Here is a 16,410-nt window from a genome sequence, read left to right as displayed (position 1 = left end):
GGCTAACAGCGCGCCGCGGCCGGACGGCGCCGAGTTCGGTAGCGTTGGGTCATGCGCAACTACCTCTTCTCGACAGGCCTGTTCAGCGCCATCACCAGCGGCAGGACCTTGCTGCACGGTCTGCGTGAGGAGGAGTTCACCTGGCGCTCGGCGCTGGCGTGGATCAGCTGGGGCATCACCGTGGCGCTCGTCGTCGGCGCCGTCGTCGACGTCCGGCGGGCGCGCCGGGGCGAGCTCGTGCCCGCGGACTCACCCATCCACGGGCACGAGGCGAAGATCTTCCGCCAGGCGCAGAAGCGCTGATCAGCGTGTGAGGATGAGCGCGTCGCCCTGGCCGCCGCCGCCGCACAGCGAGACCGCGGCCGTGCCGCCGCCGCGCCGCACGAGTTCGTGAACGGCGTGGACGACGAGACGGTTGCCCGACGCGCCGATCGGGTGTCCGATCGCGATGCCGCCGCCGTGCGGGTTGACCACGTCGTCCGACAGGCCGAGCTCCCGCTGCGAGCGAGCCACGACCGCTCCGAACGCCTCGTTGATCTCGACGTGGTCGAGATCCGCCGGCGCGATCCCCTGCTTGGCGCAGGCCTTCTCGATGGCGCGCGCGGGCTGGGCGTGCAGCGAGTTGTCCGGGCCGGCCACCTGGCCGGAGGCTCCGACGACCGCGAGGACGTCCCAGCCGTTCTCGTCGGCGTGCGATCGCGTCGTGAGAACGACGGCTGAGGCGCCGTCCGAGATCTGCGACGAATTGCCCGCCGTGATCGAGCCGTTCCCGGCGAACGCCGGGCGCAGCCCCGCGAGCGTCTCGACCGTGGTCGACGGGCGGATCCCCTCGTCCCGCGTCACGAGGAGCGGATCGCCCTTGCGCTGCGGGATCTCCACCGGCACGATCTCGGCCTCGAACACGCCGGCCTCGGTGGCCGCGGCGGCGCGCTGGTGCGACCGGGCGGCGACGGCGTCCTGATCGGCGCGCGTGACCTCGAGCCGCTCGTTGTGGCGCTCGGTCGACGCGCCCATGCTCTCGCAGTCATACGCATCCGTGAGCCCGTCGTACGCCATGTGGTCGAGGACCTCGACCGTTCCGTAGGACCAGCCCTCGCGCGATCCCATGAGCAGGTGTGGGGCGCGGGTCATCGACTCCATGCCCGCAGCGACGACCACCGTCGCGTCGCCCACCGCGAGCATGCGCGCGGCGTCGATGACGGCGGTGAGCCCGGACAGGCACACCTTGTTGACCGAGCCGGCGTGGACGTTCCAGCCGATGCCCGCACCGATCGCAGCCTGCCTCGCCGGGTTCTGGCCGGCACCTGCCGGGAGGACCTGCCCGACGAGCACCGCGTCGACCGCGTCGGCCGGGATGCCGCCCTTCTCGAGCGCACCGCGGATGGCGGCGCTGCCGAGCTGCACCGAGGTGAGTGACGCCAGTTGGCCCTTCAGCCGCCCCTGGGGCGTGCGGGCCGCGGCGACGATGACGATGTCGTCGGTGATGTTCATGATGCCTCCACCTTGAGTGCGTCCGAGACGGTCAGCTCGGGCTCGGTCGCGGCGATGACGTCGTCCACCGAGACGCCCGGGGCGACCTCGACGAGCACGAGGCCGTCCGTCGTGACGTCGATGACCGCGAGATCGGTGATGATGCGGTCGACGACGCCGCGGCCGGTCAGCGGCAGCGAGCATGTGTCCACGATCTTGGCCGAGCCGTCCTTGGCGACGTGCTCCATCAGCACGATGACCTTTCCGGCGCCGTGGACGAGGTCCATCGCGCCGCCGGGTCCCTTGACCATCTTCCCGGGGATCATCCAGTTCGCGAGGTCTCCCGTCGCCGACACCTGCATGGCGCCGAGGATGGCCGCGTCGATCTTGCCGCCGCGGATCATGCCGAAGCTCGTGGCCGAATCGAAGTAGGCGGCGCCCGGGAGAACGGTCACCGTCTCCTTGCCGGCGTTGATGAGGTCGGGGTCGACGTTCTCCTCGGTGGGGTACGGGCCGACGCCGAGGATGCCGTTCTCGGACTGCAGCACGACCGTGACGCCCGGGGGCACGTGGTTCGGTACGAGCGTGGGCAGGCCGATGCCGAGGTTCACATACGCTCCGTCGGCGAGCTCGGCCGCCGCGCGCGCTGCCATCTCGTTGCGGGTGAGTGCCATGTCAGGCTCCTTCCGGGCGCGCGGCCGAGACCGTGCGGCGCTCGATGCGCTTCTCGATGCCGGTGCCGACCTCGACGACGCGGTGGACGTAGATGCCGGGCAGGTGGATGGTGTCGGGGTCGAGCTCTCCCGGCTCGACGAGTTCCTCGACCTGGGCGATGCACACGCGGCCGGCCATCGCCGCGAGAGGGTTGAAGTTGCGGGCCGCCTTGTTGAACACGAGGTTGCCGTGACGGTCGCCGCGCAGGGCGTGCACGAGGGCGAAGTCGGTCACGATCGCCTCTTCGAGCACGTAGTCGCGGTCGCGCCCGCTCACGCCGAACGTGCGGACGTCCTTGACCGGAGATGCGACGGCGATGCCGCCGTCGGGGCTGTAGCGGCGCGGAAGGCCGCCCTCTGCCACCTGTGTCCCGACACCGGTCTGGGTGTAGAACGCCGCGATGCCCGAGCCGCCCGCACGGAGCTTCTCGGCGAGCGTGCCCTGGGGGGTCAGTTCGAGTTCGAGCTCGCCCGAGAGGAACTGGCGCTCGAACTCCTTGTTCTCGCCGACATAGGACGAGGTCATCTTGCGGATCCGCTTGGCGTTCAGCAGCACGCCCAGTCCCCAGTCGTCCACACCGCAGTTGTTGCTGACGATGCTGAGGTCGCTCGTGCCCTGCGCGAGCAGCGCCTCGATGAGGGCGATGGGATTGCCGGACAGTCCGAACCCGCCGACGGCGAGCGAGGCTCCGTCGGGGATGTCCGCGACGGCGTCCGCCGCCGAGGCCCAGGTCTTGTCGATCACGTGTGCTCCTTTGCTCAAACGCGCGCGGTGATTCAGGTCCCATCCTCACCTTCTCCCCCACGCACCGCATCCCGGCGTTTGCCATGTGGAGGATCTGATCGCTAGTGTCCATATCGTGGACACCACGGATGCGACACGCTCGGTTCCCGGCGCCCAGTCGGTGGCGCGGGCCGCGCGCCTGCTGCGGCTGGTGACCGCTGCCGGAGACGCCGGCAGCAGCGTGGCCGAACTCGCCCGCCAGGCGGACCTGACACGGCCGACCGCGCACCGCCTGCTCTCGGCCCTGCGCAACGAGGGCCTCGTCGACCAGGACGAGGCGAGCGGCCGGTGGATGCCGGGGCCCGAGCTGTACCTCATGGGAAGCGTCGCCGCATCCCGCTACGACATCACGGGCGTGGCGCGCGACATCGTGCGCTCGCTCGCCGTGCGCACCGAAGAGAGCGCGTTCCTCTCGGTGCGGCGGGGCGACGAGACGGTGTGCCTGGTGCGCGAGGAGGGCAGCTTTCCGATCCGTTCCTTCGTGCTCTCGGAGGGCGTGCGGTTCCCGCTCGGTGTCGCCTCGGCGGGCCTGGCCATCCTCGCGTTCCTACCGCCTCACGATGTGGACAGCTACTTCGCGCGGCACCCCGAGCTCAGCGACGCGTACGGCACGGCGCACAGCGAGACGCGGCTCCGCGCGCGCCTGCGCGAGACGCAGTCGCGCGGCTTCGCCGTGAACCCCGGCCTCATCGTCGAGGGCAGCTGGGGCATGGGTGCCGCCGTCTTCACCCGCGAGGGCCACCCGCAGTGGGCGCTGAGCCTCACCGGCGCCGAGTTCCGCTTCCCGCCCGAGCGCGTGGCCGAGCTCGGGCGGACGCTCCTCGCGCACGCGCACCAGCTGACCACGCGCGTGGCCTCGGCGCGCTGACGCCGCGGCCGCACCGCTCCCGCGTTCGGGTCAGGCGGTCGCGACGGCGGCGGCGTGCGCGATCTCGTCGAGGATGGCCGGAGCGACCACGGCGGCTCCCGCCTCCGAGATCACGATCGTGTAGTGGTTCAGGCCCTCGTCCACGCGCTCGTGACGGATGGACGGGAACGCTGCCAGCATCCGCTCCAGATGCTCCGGGGCGTACAGACCGGGGGGCTCGTTCTGAAGACCACGCGGCACGGTGATGAGGCGGACCGGGTGAGCGATGCCGGCGAGGGCGTCGGGCAGCGCAGAGCCGGTGTTCATGTCCACGGTGTCGTCCGCGGTCGTCTGATAGCTCGTGGCCGGGCGGTACGCCCCTTCGCCGTCGTCGACGAGGTCGTACGCGAAGTAGCGCTCGAGGTCCTCCGACCAGGCGTCGCCGAAGGCGGGGTGGACGCGCCAGAAGTCGAGGTACTCCCCCAGGTCGGCGAATCGCATCGACAGCCGCTTGGCGGTGGGGCCGAGGATGCCGGCCACCATCGTGTCGGTGTCCAGACCCTCGGGCACGTCCAACGGCAGACCGCCGTCGACCAGCAGGACCCGCGAGACGCGCTCGGGATGCCGATGCGCGAACACCAGCGAGACGAACCCGCCCATCGAGTGTCCGACGACGACGGTCCGGTCGATGCCGGTCGCGTCCAGAAGCGCCGCGAGGTCATCCGCGTGCGCCGCCATGCCCGCTGCACCCTCGACGGCGTTGCTGCGGCCGCGACCGCGCAGGTCGGGTGCGATCACCCGGACTCCGGGAAGGCTGCGGACCACGTGGCTCCAGGCCAGGTGGGACGAGGTGATGCCATGGACCAGGAGCACGGTCGGCGTGCCCTGCGCGGGCGACACCGGCTCCCAGACGCCGGCGCGCAGAAGCCCGCCGTCGACCGGAACCTCGATCTCGCGATACTCGTGGGCCGTCATCGCGCCGTCCACCCGCCGTCCATCGTGTAGGACGCACCGGTCACCATGCCGGCCTTGTCCGACACCAGCCAGCCGGCGAGCGAGGCGACCTCGTCGGCCTCGACGAGGCGCTTGACGGCGGTCTCGGTGAGCATGATCTTCTCGACGACCTCGCTCTCGGGGATGCCGTGCACCTTGGCCTGATCCGCGATCTGCTTCTCGACGAGCGGAGTGCGCACGTACGCCGGGTTGATGCAGTTGCTCGTGACACCGTGCGCGCCGCCCTCGAGCGCCGTGACCTTCGACAGCCCCTCGAGCCCGTGCTTCGCCGACACGTAGGCGGACTTGTATGCCGAGGCCCGCAGCCCGTGGGCACTCGAGATGTTGATCACGCGACCCCAGCCGCGCTCGTACATCGTCGGCAGGGCCGCGCGGATGAGCAGGAAGGGCGATTCGAGCATCAGTCGCAGAATGAGGCGGAAGGCCTCGGGGTCGAACTCCTCGATCGGGCTCACGCGCTGGATGCCGGCGTTGTTGACCAGGATGTCGACGTCGAGCTCGAGGCTGTCCAGCGACGCCGTGTCGGACAGGTCCGCCACCCACGCCTCGCCGCCGACCTGGGCGGCGACTGCCGTGGCGGCTTCCTCGTTGAAGTCCGCGATGATCACGTGGGCGCCGCGGGCGGCGAACTCCTCGGCGCACGCGAGGCCGATGCCGCTCGCGCCTCCGGTGACGAGTGCCCGCTTGCCGGCGAGATCCTGTTCGGTCATCACTGATCCTCCTGTGGTGCTCGCGGAGCGAGTGCGTTGTCGATGAAGCGGGAGACGGCGTCGAAGACGGCCGGATCGAGTTCGGCGGGCGGGCGGCCCTGCGCGTCGCGCTCCCACAGCAGGAAGCGCATCCCGATGAGCTCGCCCATGCCCATGAGAGCCCACGCGGTCGTCGTCGGGTCGAGCCCCGGATCGACGTCGCCGACCTCCTGGGCGTCGCGCAGTCCGGCTTCGTATCCCTCGACGATGCGCGTGTAGTGCAGGCGCAGCACCTCGGGCGAGACGAACTCGGCCTCGCGCACCACGCGGTACAGCGCAGGGTGCTCGGCGGTGAAGCGGAAGAAGCCGGCGAATCCCGCGCGTTCGGCCTCGACGCGCGACGTCGCGCCGTCCATCGCCTCGGACATCGAATGGCGCACGCGTCTGTTGAGGTCGATCACGAGGGCCTCGAAGATCGACTGCTTGGAGTCGAAGTAGAGGTAGAAGGTTCCCAGGCCGATCCCGGCGCGCTCGGTGATCTTGACGATCGAGGCCTCGTGGTAGCCCTGCTCGGCGAAGACGATCTCGGCGGCCTCGAGCAGACGCCGCCGCGTGGCCTCGCCGCGTTTGGTGAGCGGGCGGCCGGTCGCCGGCGAGATCAGCGCTTCGGCGTCTTCGGCGATGTCATCGGGACGGCTCATGCGGGGCCCCCTCCATCAGTCGGCGCGCGGCGTCGCGCAGCCGGGATCTCGCGATCTTCTCGATCGATGAACGCGGCAGGTCGGTGACGAACTCCACGCGCACCGGAACCTTGAACGCGGCGAGGTTCCGCCGCGCATGGGCGATCACCTCGTCCGACGAGAGCACGGCCGAGGATGCCGGCACCACGAAGGCGACGCCTCGCTCACCCCACACCGGGTCGGGGACGCCGACGACGGCGGCCTGGTCGATGAGCGGATGCAGGCGCAGTGCGTGCTCGACCTCGGCGGGTGCGACGTTCTCGCCGCCCGAGATGAAGATGTCCTTGAGCCGGTCGACGATGCGGTATGTGCCCGTCGCGTCGCGGTGGACGAGGTCACCCGTGCGCAGCCAGCCGTCGGCGAAGGCGGCGGCTGTCGCGTCGGGATCGCCGAGATACTCGGCGAAGACACTGGGGCCGCGCACCCACAGCTCACCGGTCGCCTCGCCGTCGAGCACGAGTCCGGTCTCGGGGTCCGCCAGCACGGTCGACACATGGGCGTAGGGTCGCCCGACCGCCCCCGGGTGATCGGCGGCCTCGCCCGCGGGCAGGTGCAGCACGTTGGGCGCGGCCTCGGTGAGTCCGTAGCCCTGGGTCAGCGCGACACCCCTGTCCGCCCATTCCTGCCGAACGGCTTCCGACATCGTCGATCCGCCGACGAGCGCCGTGCGCAGCGACGACACGTCGGCGCTCTCCCAGCTCGCGTCGCGGCCGAGCAGCGTGTACTGCGTCGGGACCCCCATCATCGAGGTCACGCCGCGGTCGGCGATCAGGCGCAGGGCGCGCTCCGGCTGGAAGGAGCGCTCGAGCACGACGGTCGCCCCGACCCACCATGCCAGCAGCGGCTGGCAGTTCCAGGCGGCGACGTGGAACTGCGGCAGCATGGCCAGGACGACGTCGTCCTGCGTGAGCGGCAGCGCCTGAGCGAGAGCCAGATTGGTCCAGAAGCAGTTGGCGTGGGTGAGGACGACGCCCTTGGGCGCCGCTTCGCTGCCGGAGGTGAAGATGATCAGCAGCGGATCGTCGTCTCGCACGGGCCGAAGGATCGCCCGCTCGGCCGCGTCGGGCACGGATGCCTCGACACCGGTTGTTCCGAGCGCCACCATGAGCGGCGGCTCGGACATCGCCCGCAGCGACGCATCCGCAAGCGAACGGTACTCTTCCTCGACCAGCAGCAGCGCGGGGTCGGTGCGCCCGATCACGTCGGCGAGCTCGCGGGGCGTGAGGCGCCATGACAGCGGCACGAAGGCGACACCCGCCAGGGCGCATGCGAAGAACACGACGACGTGGTCGCTGGAGTTGCCCGACAGCGTCGCGAACCGGTCTCCGGGACCGTATCCGGCGGCGCGCAGGCGATCGGCCAGCCCGGTGGCGCGGCCGGCGAGCGTGGCGTAGTCCATCGACACGCCCCGGTCGTCGATCGCCACGTGCCGGGGCGAGGCGGCGGCGCGGTCGATCAGCCAGCGGCCGATCGTGTGCGCACCGTCGTCCAGGCCGTCCACCCACGTCATACGCGGGCCTCCTCCCGCATGAACTCCTCTTCGGCGTCGTCGAGCGTGTGCAGGGTCGACCGGGTGCGCTCGCCGCGGCGACGCCGCGCGAGCTTGTCGACCGTGCCGGCGATGCCGCCGGGGAGGAACATGACGACGAGGATGAACAGCGTCCCCAGCAGGAAGAGGGGCTCCGACAGCGGGATGCGCAGGATCTCGGGCAGCGACTCGATCGCCTCGGATCCCGCCAGCACGGTCAGGCGCTGGTCGAGCAGCGTGTACAGCACGCCTCCCACGATGGCACCCCAACGGAAGCCCACGCCACCGAGGACGACCATCACGAGGATCGTGATCGTCAGGTCCGCCGACACCGAGCGGGGAACGGTCCCGGACTGCAGCAGCATGTACGCCACGCCCGCGAGGCTCGCCATCAGCGCCGCGATCACGAAGACGACCAGTCGCACGCCGTAGGGGCGCAGCCCGAGCACGCGCACGCGCTGCTCGTTCTCGCGTGTGGCCCGCACGAGGTGGCCGAGGCGCGAGGTGTCGACCCACACGGCGACGAGGTAGACGATCACGAGCACCGCGAGGGTCAGCCAGTAGAGATTGCGCGTGTTGATGACGCCGACCAGCATGTCGGGCACGCCGTCGGTGTTCAGGCTCAGGCCCTCTTCACCGCCCGTGACGTCGGAGTTGCGGCGGACCAGCACGGATCCTGCCTGGGCGAACGCGAGCGTGACCATGGCGAACGGGATGCCCGAGACCCGCATCGAGACGGCACCGGTGGCCAGGGCGATGACCATGCCGCCCAGCAGAGCGATGAACACTCCCGGCCACAGCGGCACTCCGAAGTGCTCGAGGGCGATGCCGAGGCCATATGCTCCGGCACCGAAGTACAGGGCGTGTCCGAAGGACAGCATGCCGGCCGACCCCAGGAGCAGGTTGTACGACAGCGCGAGGGCTGCGAACACCATGCACAGCGACAGCAGGGCCAGCGCGCCGGGCTGGTACGTCGGGGTCGGCAGGATGCCGGGGAGCGAGAGGTTCAGCAGCGGGAGCACCGCCATGAACGTCACGAGGACGATGCCGACCGCGACGGGGATGTACCGGCGCCATCCCTCGGCGGTGCGAGGGATCACGATGGAGCTGGTGGTGGTCATGCCTTCCTCCCGAGAAGTCCGGTCGGGCGTGCCAGCAGCACGACCGCCAGCAGGATCACGACGATGAAGTCACCGGTCCCGCCCAGATACGTGTTCGCCACCTGCTGGAGCACTGCGACCAGCACCGACGCGATCGCCGCGCCGGTGAGCGAACCGAGCCCGCCGACGACGGTGACGATGAACGCGAAGATCAGCAGCGTCGCCCCCATATGGGCCGAGACGTAGCTCGTGTAGTGCATCGCCAGGACCCCGCCGATGCCGGCGGCCGCGCCGCCGATCGCGAACACGAGGGTGAAGGACTTGCGCACGTCGATGCCGAGGGCGGTCACCATCGAGCGGTTCTCGACGCCGGCGCGGATGATCATGCCGTAGCGGGTCTTCTGCAGGAAGATCACCAGCGCTGCCAGCACGATGACCGCCGCGAGGATCAGGATCCAGTACTTGTTCGGGATGCGGGCGCCGAGGATCGAGGTCGTCTGCGTGAGCCACGGGGGTCCCGCGATGTTGATGGCGTCCGAGCCCCACAGCCCTTCGAACAGGGCCACGGCCGCAAGTGAGAGCCCGACCGTGACGAGCACCTGTTCGATATGCCGTTCGTACAGCGGCCGGATCAGAACGAGTTCGGTGAGAGTCGCGAACACCGCTCCGACGACCGCGCCGACGAGGATCGACAGCAGGAACGAGCCCCACGATGCGGTGCCGAGGGCCTGGGCCACGAACCAGCCCATGAATGCGCTCAGGGTGAGGAACGCGCCGTGGGCGAAGTTCAGCACGTGCATGAGGCCGTAGATCAGGCTCAGGCCGCTCGCGACGAGGAAGTAGAGGGCGCCGAGGCCGACGCCGGTGACGAGGGTGAGGACGAGGGTGCTCATGCGTGGCTCTCCGCGTGGACGCCCAGCAGCCGCTGGGTGAGCTCGGGGTCGTCGAGGATCTCGAGGGCGGGCGCGGTGTGCACAACGCGGCCGCCGCTGATGACGATCGCGTCGGTGGCGAGGCGCCGCACGACCTCGAGGTTCTGCTCGACGAGGAGGATGGGGACGGTCTTGGCCGCTTCGGCGAGGGCGTCGGCGACCTCCGTGACGATCTTCGGCGCGAGGCCCTTCGTGGGCTCGTCGACGAGCAGCAGCTTGTTGTCGTTCATGAGCGCTCGCGCCACAGAGACCATCTGCTGCTGTCCGCCCGAGAGCGTGCCGGCGGGCTGGTCCTTGCGGCCGACCAGGTCGGGGAACAGCTCGGCGACGAACTCGCGGCGCGGGTTGCGCTGCCGCTCGGCGAGCGCGAGGTTCTCGGCGACGCTGAGCTTGGCGAACACCTCGCGGTCCTCGGGCACGTAGCCGACGCCGCGCTGGACGATCTTGTGGGTGGGGAGGCCGTCGATGCGCTCGCCGGCGAGCCGCACTTCGCCGCGCCGGTGGATGAGGCCGAGGATGCCGCGCAGCGTCGAGGTCTTCCCGACGCCGTTGCGGCCGAGGACCGCGGTGATGCCGGTGGCCGGGACCGAGAAGGTGACCTTCTCGACGACCTGCTGTCCGGCGATCGAGCACTTGAGGTCGGTGACCTCCAGGATGCTGCCGGCGCTCATGCCGCCGACCCCAGGTAGGCGCTCTGCACGATCGGATCCTCCATGATCTTCTCCGGCGTGTCGAAGGCGATGATGCTGCCGAAGTACATCACCGCGACCTTGTCGACGAGGCCCATGAGCACGTCGATGTGGTGTTCGACCATGAGCACGGTGCAGTTCTTCTCACGCTGCATGTCGCGGATGTTCTCGACGAGGCCGGGGACGTCGCCGGAGCCGACGCCGGCCATCGGCTCGTCGAGGAGCACGAGCGACGAGTCGGTCACCAGCAGCACGGCGATCTCGAGCTTGCGCTTGTCGCCGTGCGAGATGTCTCCCGAGTAGGCATCAGCCTTGTGCGCGAGCCCGACGGTCTCGAGCGTGTCGAGGGCGCGCTGCGACGCGGCGTCCGACCGTCGCGGGAATCGGAAGAGGGAGCCTGAGCCGCCCAGCGAGACCTGTGCGGCCAGCCGCACGTTCTCGAGGACGGTCAGGCGGGGGAACAGACTCGAGGTCTGGAATGTGCGCCCCAGTCCCGCCCGCGACCGCGCCGCGACGGACTGCGAGGTGACGTCATGGCCGTTCATCAGGATGCGGCCGGCCGTGGGGGTCATCAGGCCCGAGACCACGTTGAAGAGCGTGGTCTTGCCTGCGCCGTTGGGGCCGATGACGCCCACGAGCGAACCCGCGGGGACGTCGAGGTCGACATCCTTCAGGATGGTCGCACCGCCGATCTGGAGGCCGAGGCCTTCGACGCGGAGTGCGGACGGGACTGAGGTGCTCATTGCTGTGGTGCCTGCCTTGCTTACTCGGCCTCGGCCGGGGCGACCTCGTCGGCCGGGACCGTCGCGATCAGCTCGGCGGCGTAGCCGTCGCCGTCCGCGACGAGGCTGACCTGGTACATGTCCTGGATCAGCGCGTGGTCACCGGCGCGGATCGTCATGGTGCCCTTCGGGCCCTCGAACTCCCAGCCCTCGAGCGAGGCGATCATCGCGTCGACGTCGCCCTGGCCCTCTTCGATCGCGTGGACGATCATGAGCGCGGCGTTGAAGCCGTCGGGGCTGAAGAGGTCGGGGGTGCCGCCCTCGGCCTCGATGAACTCGACCATGGCGTCGTTCACGTCGTTGCTCGGGGCGCCCGGGAAGTAGTGGTTCAGGAACGAGATCTGCTCCGAGGCCTCGCCGTACGCGCCGAAGGTCGCGGAGTCGCCGAGACCGGTGACGACCGGGATCTCCTCGAAGACGCCCTGCTGGGTCATCGCCTGCCACATCGCCGTCGAGGTCGCACCGGCCCACGCCACGAACACGAGGTCGGGCGAGGCATCGAGCACCTGCTGCGCGAACGGCGTGAACTCGGTGATGTCCTCGGCGACGAGGATCGAGTCGACCTCGGCGCCCTTGGCTCCGAGGATCGCCTGGACCGCGGCGAGGTTGCCCTGGCCGAACGCGGTGTCCTGCGCGAAGACCGTGATCTTCTTGCCCTCGATGTCGTCGAGGAACGTACCGGCCGTGGCGACGTCCTGAGCGCTCTGGCGTCCCGAGCGGAAGGTGTACTCGTTGATGCCCGTGATCGCGTCGGCTGCCGCCGGACCCGAGATGTAGAGCACCTGGTTCTGGTCGGCCTGCTCGGCGACCGCGAGCGCGACGCCCGACGACACCGTGCCGCCGATGATGTTGACGCCGGAGCCGATGAGCTCCTTGACGGCCGTGACGGCCTTGTCCGCGTCGCCGCCGTCGTCGCGATACTCGACGTTGATCGTCGTGCCGTTGATCTCGCCCGTACCGTCGGTGGCGTAGTCGAGACCGGCCTTGAAGCCGTCGAGGTACTGCTCGCCGTAGCTGGCCAGTGCACCCGACTCGCTCGTGACGATGCCGACCGTGACCTCGGCCATGGCGTCGTCAGTGGTTTCGGAGCCCGGGTCGGCCGACGGCGCGCACGCCGCAAGGACGAGCGCTGTCGCGGCAACCGCGGAGCCCAGGAGGAACTTCTTCGTAACCCGCATGTGCGTGCCTTTCACCATTGGAAGGGGTTCAACCTGAAATCCGATTCAGGTTGTGGCAAATGTAGACAGAAACGCGCCGACCGGTCAAGCCGAGACCCCGCTCGGCGTGTCTGTCGTTACCGATTCGCGACCTTTCGTCCCCGCTGCCGACGACGAAAGACCCCCGCTGGATCGAGCGATCCGGCGGGGGTCTTTCGGTGTGGTGCGCCCCCAGGGACTTGAACCCTGAACCCACTGATTAAGAGTCAGTTGCTCTGCCGATTGAGCTAGAGGCGCGTCGTCCGCCTCGCGGCGAACCGAGGAATTACATTACCAGTCCGCCGTCCGCATGTGAAATCGAGACGACCCTCACCCAGGTATCCTTGAGCTTGTGCCCCCAGCGCCTTCCTCCGCAGACTTCGACGCGCCGTTCGACGGCGATCTCTCCGGCGATCTCGAACTGGCGCTGCGCCTGGCCGACGCGGCGGATGCGGCTTCCATGGCCCGGTTCGACGCAAGCGACCTCGACGTCAGCCTGAAGGCCGACGCGACCCATGTCAGCGAGGCCGACCTCGCCACCGAGCGCGCGATCCGTGCGCTGCTGGCCGCCGAGCGTCCCGCAGACGGCGTGTTCGGAGAAGAGTTCGGCATCTCGGGCGACTCGAGCAGGCAGTGGATCATCGATCCGATCGACGGCACCGCCAACTACGTCAAGGGCATTCCCATGTGGGCGACGCTGATCGCCCTCGTGATCGACGGCGTCCCCCGCGTCGGCGTCGTGAGCCAGCCGTCCATCACGCGACGCTGGTGGGCGGCGACCGGCCTCGGCGCCTGGACCCGCTCGGCGGGCGGGGATGTGCGCCGCATCCACGTCTCGGACGTCGACACCCTCGCCGACGCGAGCGTGAGCTTCCAGAGCATCGAGCAGTGGGACGACGCCGGTCACCTCGACGCCCTCGTCCGACTGTCGCGGTCGGTGTGGCGAGACCGCGGGTACGGCGACGCGTGGCCCTACATGCTGCTGGCCGAAGGCCGCCTGGAGTTCGTCGCGGAGTTCGGCGTCAAGGAGTATGACATCGCCGCGCTCGTGCCGGTCGTGCACGAGGCCGGCGGTCGCTTCACGTCGTTCGACGGCGATGACACCCTGGCCGCCCGCTCGTCGTTCGCCACCAACCGCGTGCTGCACCAGACCATCCTCGACCTCGTCCACTCACCAGACTGACCGCTGCTCTCCCGACCCCCCTCCCGGAGCCCATCGATGTCCTTCCCCCTCCGCCGCTACGGCGCTGCCGTCCTCGTCATCGGCACCATGCTCGCCGTGACCGCCTGCACCGCCGCCGACGACCCCCAAGCCGAGCCGACGGTCGAGGCGTCCGAGACGCCGATCGCCGTCGCCGACGAGCCCGAAGCCTCGCCCGAGCCCGCACCCGCCGGTGAGACCGAAGACGTCACGTGCGAGACGATGATCCCCGCGTCCACCGTCGAGGACTTCGCCAGCATCGGCTGGTCCTACCAGGAGCAGCCGTTCTACGCCGGCGACGTCGAGCTCGCCGACGGCCTGCGGTGCGTGTGGGCGGACTACGAGGCGCAGGCGGGCGACCACCTGCAGATGTTCGGCTGGTCGCCCATCGACCCGGGCACCGCCACGGTCGCCCAGGACAGCCTGGTCACGCAGGGCTGGCTCCGCGAGGACGCCGCCGAGGGCGTGTACATCACCGAGAACCCGCAGACGGCCATCGTCACGGACGACGAGGGGTACGGCATGACCTACCTGTTCGGCGACGGATGGGTGAAGATGGCCGACACCAAGCAGGGTCTGGTCCTCATCGACTGATCGGACCTTCGCGCTCACGCGCCCGGCCGCGCCGCCTTCCCGGCGGGCGCGGCCGCGACGGCGTGGACCAGATCGGTCCAGAACAGATCGAGTCGGTGGATCCACGGCCGCGCGAAGAGCTTCTCACGGCGGCGTCGATCGACCTCGTCGAGGCTGACCCACTCGGCGAAAGCCACCTCCTCGGGCTGAGGGACGGGCTCGACGGGCGCGTCGAGGTGGACGACGTAGATGTCGACGAGTTCGATGCGCTCGCGCGAACGGCCCACCGGCACGAGACGGCCGGGATGAATCCTGATGCCGGCCTCCTCCCCGAGTTCCCGAGCGGCGGCCACGCGGCTCGACTCCCCCGCGAGCGCGCTACCGGCGGGGAACTCCCACTGCAGGGGGTACGTCTTGTTCGCCGCTCGCTGTGCGACCAGGACCGCGCCGTCGGGGCGCACGGCCCACGTCGCCGCGACGACGTGGAAGGCGCCTGCGGGCAGGTTCGGATCGGAGCGCGCGTGGGTCATTCCCAGGCGATTGCCCTCGGCGTCCGTGAGATCCCAGAACTCCCCCGACTCCGCGGACATCGCGTCACCCGCCGCGAAGGATCGAGGTCATCTTCTTGCCGCGGGCGACTTCGTCGACGAGCTTGTCCATGTAGCGGATCTTCTGCATGAGCGGATCGTCGATCTCTTCCACGCGCATGCCGCAGATCACGCCGGTGATCTGCTCCGCGTTCGGATTCATGCCCGGAGCCTGCGCGAAGAAGGTCCGAAGATCCACCTCGCTGTCGATCGCCTCGCGCAATCCCTCGTCGTCGTAGCCCGTGAGCCACGTGATCACCTGGTCGACCTCGTCCCGGGTGTGCGCCTTGCGCTCGACCTTGTTGACGTAGAGCGGATAGATGCTCGCGAAGCTCATTCCGAAGATGCGATGCTCGGCCACGGTGCTCCGTTCCCTCCTGCTGTGCGGAATCGACCCTTTCAGCGTACGAGACGGGTCGGACGAGATCGCATGGTCGGATGCTCCGCGGATCTGGCGTCATGCGGGACCTCGCCGCGCTGCCCGCGGTCTTCGACGCACCGGCGCCGTGCAGCTCGCGCGACTAGCATGGCACCGCGAGGAGGACGATGAGACGGATTCAGGCGGCCCTCGGAGCGCTCGTCCTCGCGCTCGGGCTGAGCGCGTGTGCACAGGGAGCGACGATGCCCGATCCTTCCGCGACCCCCGGCTCGACCGGTCGTCCGCAGCCGGCCGCGTCCGCAGGCGCGGTGCCCACCGGATACCCGGTGGCGCTGCCCGCCGCCTATCGGGACGCGCTGGAGGCGGATCTGGCCGCGCGCGGCATCGAGGGAACTCTTGTGATCGTCTCGTCCGAGGCCGTGACATGGGGCGACGGATCGCTCGGCTGCCCCGAACCGGGGATGGCCTACACCCAGGCGCTCGAAGAGGGGATGCGGGTGATCGTCGAGGTGAACGGCGTCTCCTACGACTACCGGTTCGGCTCGCGGCCCGTCCCGCGGCTCTGCGAGAGCTGACCGCCGGCATCCCTGGCGGGAGTGCGCCCGAATCCCGCGTAGGCTCGGAAGCTATGGCCGCCGGCGCAACGATGCACACCTTCGCGATCCAATTGGCCGACGTGGACCGCGGTGTGTACGAGGATCTCTCGCTGCGCGTCGCGAGGCATCCGTCCGAGACCGACGCGTTCATGCTCACGCGCGTCCTCGCCTACTGCCTCGAGTACGAGGACGGCATCGAGTTCAGCGACGGCATCTCCGCGACGGACGAGCCGGCCGTGCGGGTCCGCGATCTGACCGGAAAGCTCATGGCGTGGATCGAGGTCGGGGCGCCGGACGCCGAGAAGCTGCACTCGGGCAGCATGCAGTCCGAGCGGGTTGCGATCTACACCCACCGCGACCCCGCGAAGGTCGTCCTGCCGTGGGAGGGCAAGCGGATCCACCGGGCGGCGGACATCCCACTGTACAGCTTCGACCGCGGCTTCATCGCCGACGCGGCCGCGCACATCGAACGGCGCAGCTCCCTCACCCTCTCGATCACGGAGCGCCGGATCTACATCGAGCTGAACGGCACGTCGCTCGAGTCCGAGATCCACGAGCAGCGCGTCGGCTGAGCCGGACGCGAGAGGCCA

General features: G+C 69.8%; 20 protein-coding genes and 1 tRNA gene. 6 read left to right on the top strand and 15 right to left on the bottom strand.

The window, feature by feature from the left end:
* Window positions 1–51 precede the first annotated feature (51 nt).
* Entirely contained in the window at window positions 52–303 is a 252-nt protein-coding gene (locus tag P0L94_03510) for a hypothetical protein (GenBank protein WES65146.1), read from the top strand.
* Here P0L94_03510 and P0L94_03505 read toward each other — a convergent pair whose 3' ends face one another.
* Genes P0L94_03505 through P0L94_03495 form a run of 3 tightly spaced genes read right to left on the bottom strand, consistent with a single transcriptional unit; the run spans window position 304 to window position 2,928 of the window.
* On the bottom strand, window positions 304–1,491 hold the full coding sequence (locus tag P0L94_03505; protein WES65145.1) for an acetyl-CoA C-acetyltransferase: 1,188 nt from the start codon (window positions 1,489–1,491) through the stop codon (window positions 304–306).
* On the bottom strand, window positions 1,488–2,144 hold the full coding sequence (locus P0L94_03500) for a 3-oxoacid CoA-transferase subunit B (GenBank protein ID WES65144.1): 657 nt from the start codon (window positions 2,142–2,144) through the stop codon (window positions 1,488–1,490). The genes P0L94_03505 and P0L94_03500 overlap by 4 nt, the downstream gene beginning before the upstream one ends.
* A 1-nt stretch (window position 2,145) precedes the next feature.
* On the bottom strand, window positions 2,146–2,928 hold the full coding sequence (locus P0L94_03495) for a CoA transferase subunit A (GenBank protein WES65143.1): 783 nt from the start codon (window positions 2,926–2,928) through the stop codon (window positions 2,146–2,148).
* Between the two features lie 115 nt (window positions 2,929–3,043).
* On the opposite strand from P0L94_03495, the gene P0L94_03490 reads away from it, so the two are divergent.
* Window positions 3,044–3,835: an IclR family transcriptional regulator gene (locus tag P0L94_03490; GenBank protein WES65142.1), complete on the top strand. Its 792-nt coding sequence runs from the start codon at window positions 3,044–3,046 to the stop codon at window positions 3,833–3,835.
* A 30-nt stretch (window positions 3,836–3,865) separates the two neighbouring features.
* On the opposite strand, the gene P0L94_03485 is transcribed toward P0L94_03490, so the two are convergent.
* The 10 genes from P0L94_03485 to P0L94_03440 all read right to left on the bottom strand — a co-directional run bounded on the left by P0L94_03485 (window position 3,866) and on the right by P0L94_03440 (window position 12,742).
* Window positions 3,866–4,789 (bottom strand): alpha/beta hydrolase, encoded by a 924-nt coding sequence (locus P0L94_03485; GenBank protein WES65141.1) that lies wholly within the window; start codon window positions 4,787–4,789, stop codon window positions 3,866–3,868.
* A complete protein-coding gene (locus P0L94_03480) occupies window positions 4,786–5,538 on the bottom strand; it encodes a 3-hydroxybutyrate dehydrogenase (protein WES65140.1) in 753 nt (250 codons plus the stop codon). Before P0L94_03480 ends, P0L94_03485 begins: the two co-directional genes overlap by 4 nt.
* Window positions 5,538–6,218: a TetR/AcrR family transcriptional regulator gene (locus P0L94_03475; protein WES65139.1), complete on the bottom strand. Its 681-nt coding sequence runs from the start codon at window positions 6,216–6,218 to the stop codon at window positions 5,538–5,540. The genes P0L94_03480 and P0L94_03475 overlap by 1 nt, the downstream gene beginning before the upstream one ends.
* The gene (locus tag P0L94_03470; protein WES65138.1) at window positions 6,202–7,767 is read right to left on the bottom strand and encodes an AMP-binding protein; all 1,566 of its coding nucleotides are present in this window, start codon (window positions 7,765–7,767) and stop codon (window positions 6,202–6,204) included. The genes P0L94_03475 and P0L94_03470 overlap by 17 nt, the downstream gene beginning before the upstream one ends.
* Entirely contained in the window at window positions 7,764–8,906 is a 1,143-nt protein-coding gene (locus P0L94_03465) for a branched-chain amino acid ABC transporter permease (GenBank protein ID WES65137.1), read from the bottom strand. The genes P0L94_03470 and P0L94_03465 overlap by 4 nt, the downstream gene beginning before the upstream one ends.
* Window positions 8,903–9,778 carry a branched-chain amino acid ABC transporter permease gene (locus P0L94_03460; GenBank protein WES65136.1) on the bottom strand — a complete coding sequence of 292 codons (876 nt, stop codon included), beginning with the start codon at window positions 9,776–9,778 and terminating at the stop codon, window positions 8,903–8,905. The genes P0L94_03465 and P0L94_03460 overlap by 4 nt, the downstream gene beginning before the upstream one ends.
* Complete coding sequence (locus P0L94_03455; protein ID WES65135.1) at window positions 9,775–10,488, bottom strand: ABC transporter ATP-binding protein; 714 nt, start codon at window positions 10,486–10,488, stop codon at window positions 9,775–9,777. Before P0L94_03455 ends, P0L94_03460 begins: the two co-directional genes overlap by 4 nt.
* Window positions 10,485–11,249 carry an ABC transporter ATP-binding protein gene (locus tag P0L94_03450; GenBank protein ID WES65134.1) on the bottom strand — a complete coding sequence of 255 codons (765 nt, stop codon included), beginning with the start codon at window positions 11,247–11,249 and terminating at the stop codon, window positions 10,485–10,487. Before P0L94_03450 ends, P0L94_03455 begins: the two co-directional genes overlap by 4 nt.
* Window positions 11,250–11,269: 20 nt before the next feature.
* Complete coding sequence (locus P0L94_03445) at window positions 11,270–12,466, bottom strand: substrate-binding domain-containing protein (protein WES65133.1); 1,197 nt, start codon at window positions 12,464–12,466, stop codon at window positions 11,270–11,272.
* A 200-nt stretch (window positions 12,467–12,666) separates the two neighbouring features.
* A tRNA-Lys gene (locus tag P0L94_03440) sits at window positions 12,667–12,742 on the bottom strand.
* A 94-nt stretch (window positions 12,743–12,836) separates the two neighbouring features.
* Between P0L94_03440 and P0L94_03435 the strand changes: the two genes are divergently transcribed.
* Both P0L94_03435 and P0L94_03430 read left to right on the top strand, forming a co-directional pair.
* Window positions 12,837–13,667: an inositol monophosphatase family protein gene (locus P0L94_03435; GenBank protein WES65132.1), complete on the top strand. Its 831-nt coding sequence runs from the start codon at window positions 12,837–12,839 to the stop codon at window positions 13,665–13,667.
* 36 nt (window positions 13,668–13,703) lie between these two features.
* Window positions 13,704–14,279, top strand: a complete 576-nt coding sequence (locus P0L94_03430) for a hypothetical protein (protein WES65131.1) — start codon at window positions 13,704–13,706, stop codon at window positions 14,277–14,279.
* 14 nt (window positions 14,280–14,293) lie between these two features.
* Here P0L94_03430 and P0L94_03425 read toward each other — a convergent pair whose 3' ends face one another.
* Together P0L94_03425 and P0L94_03420 are read right to left on the bottom strand one after the other, a co-directional pair.
* Window positions 14,294–14,848 (bottom strand): NUDIX domain-containing protein, encoded by a 555-nt coding sequence (locus P0L94_03425; protein WES65130.1) that lies wholly within the window; start codon window positions 14,846–14,848, stop codon window positions 14,294–14,296.
* A 4-nt stretch (window positions 14,849–14,852) separates the two neighbouring features.
* On the bottom strand, window positions 14,853–15,206 hold the full coding sequence (locus P0L94_03420; protein ID WES65129.1) for a DUF2200 domain-containing protein: 354 nt from the start codon (window positions 15,204–15,206) through the stop codon (window positions 14,853–14,855).
* Window positions 15,207–15,391: 185 nt separating this feature from the next.
* Between P0L94_03420 and P0L94_03415 the strand changes: the two genes are divergently transcribed.
* Together P0L94_03415 and P0L94_03410 are read left to right on the top strand one after the other, a co-directional pair.
* On the top strand, window positions 15,392–15,799 hold the full coding sequence (locus tag P0L94_03415) for a hypothetical protein (GenBank protein ID WES65128.1): 408 nt from the start codon (window positions 15,392–15,394) through the stop codon (window positions 15,797–15,799).
* A gap of 53 nt (window positions 15,800–15,852) precedes the next feature.
* The gene (locus tag P0L94_03410; GenBank protein ID WES65127.1) at window positions 15,853–16,392 is read left to right on the top strand and encodes a YaeQ family protein; all 540 of its coding nucleotides are present in this window, start codon (window positions 15,853–15,855) and stop codon (window positions 16,390–16,392) included.
* Window positions 16,393–16,410 lie beyond the last annotated feature (18 nt).

Origin of the sequence: Microbacter sp. GSS18, from assembly GCA_029319145.1 — a bacterium.
Taxonomy (GTDB): domain Bacteria; phylum Actinomycetota; class Actinomycetes; order Actinomycetales; family Microbacteriaceae; genus Microbacterium.
The sequence above is the reverse complement of the archived record's forward strand: the minus strand, read 5'-3'. Positions and strand labels throughout refer to the sequence as shown.

Excerpts from the sequence above, each read along its gene's own strand:
- P0L94_03510 (WES65146.1), top strand. The coding sequence starts at position 52 with ATGCGCAACTACCTCTTCTCGACAGGCCTGTTCAGCGCCATCACCAGC.
- P0L94_03505 (WES65145.1), bottom strand. The coding sequence starts at position 1,491 with ATGAACATCACCGACGACATCGTCATCGTCGCCGCGGCCCGCACGCCC.
- P0L94_03500 (WES65144.1), bottom strand. The coding sequence starts at position 2,144 with ATGGCACTCACCCGCAACGAGATGGCAGCGCGCGCGGCGGCCGAGCTC.
- P0L94_03485 (WES65141.1), bottom strand. The coding sequence starts at position 4,789 with ATGACGGCCCACGAGTATCGCGAGATCGAGGTTCCGGTCGACGGCGGG.
- P0L94_03480 (WES65140.1), bottom strand. The coding sequence starts at position 5,538 with ATGACCGAACAGGATCTCGCCGGCAAGCGGGCACTCGTCACCGGAGGC.
- P0L94_03475 (WES65139.1), bottom strand. The coding sequence starts at position 6,218 with ATGAGCCGTCCCGATGACATCGCCGAAGACGCCGAAGCGCTGATCTCG.
- P0L94_03470 (WES65138.1), bottom strand. The coding sequence starts at position 7,767 with ATGACGTGGGTGGACGGCCTGGACGACGGTGCGCACACGATCGGCCGC.
- P0L94_03465 (WES65137.1), bottom strand. The coding sequence starts at position 8,906 with ATGACCACCACCAGCTCCATCGTGATCCCTCGCACCGCCGAGGGATGG.
- P0L94_03460 (WES65136.1), bottom strand. The coding sequence starts at position 9,778 with ATGAGCACCCTCGTCCTCACCCTCGTCACCGGCGTCGGCCTCGGCGCC.
- P0L94_03455 (WES65135.1), bottom strand. The coding sequence starts at position 10,488 with ATGAGCGCCGGCAGCATCCTGGAGGTCACCGACCTCAAGTGCTCGATC.
- P0L94_03450 (WES65134.1), bottom strand. The coding sequence starts at position 11,249 with ATGAGCACCTCAGTCCCGTCCGCACTCCGCGTCGAAGGCCTCGGCCTC.
- P0L94_03445 (WES65133.1), bottom strand. The coding sequence starts at position 12,466 with ATGCGGGTTACGAAGAAGTTCCTCCTGGGCTCCGCGGTTGCCGCGACA.
- P0L94_03430 (WES65131.1), top strand. The coding sequence starts at position 13,704 with ATGTCCTTCCCCCTCCGCCGCTACGGCGCTGCCGTCCTCGTCATCGGC.
- P0L94_03425 (WES65130.1), bottom strand. The coding sequence starts at position 14,848 with ATGTCCGCGGAGTCGGGGGAGTTCTGGGATCTCACGGACGCCGAGGGC.
- P0L94_03415 (WES65128.1), top strand. The coding sequence starts at position 15,392 with ATGAGACGGATTCAGGCGGCCCTCGGAGCGCTCGTCCTCGCGCTCGGG.
- P0L94_03410 (WES65127.1), top strand. The coding sequence starts at position 15,853 with ATGGCCGCCGGCGCAACGATGCACACCTTCGCGATCCAATTGGCCGAC.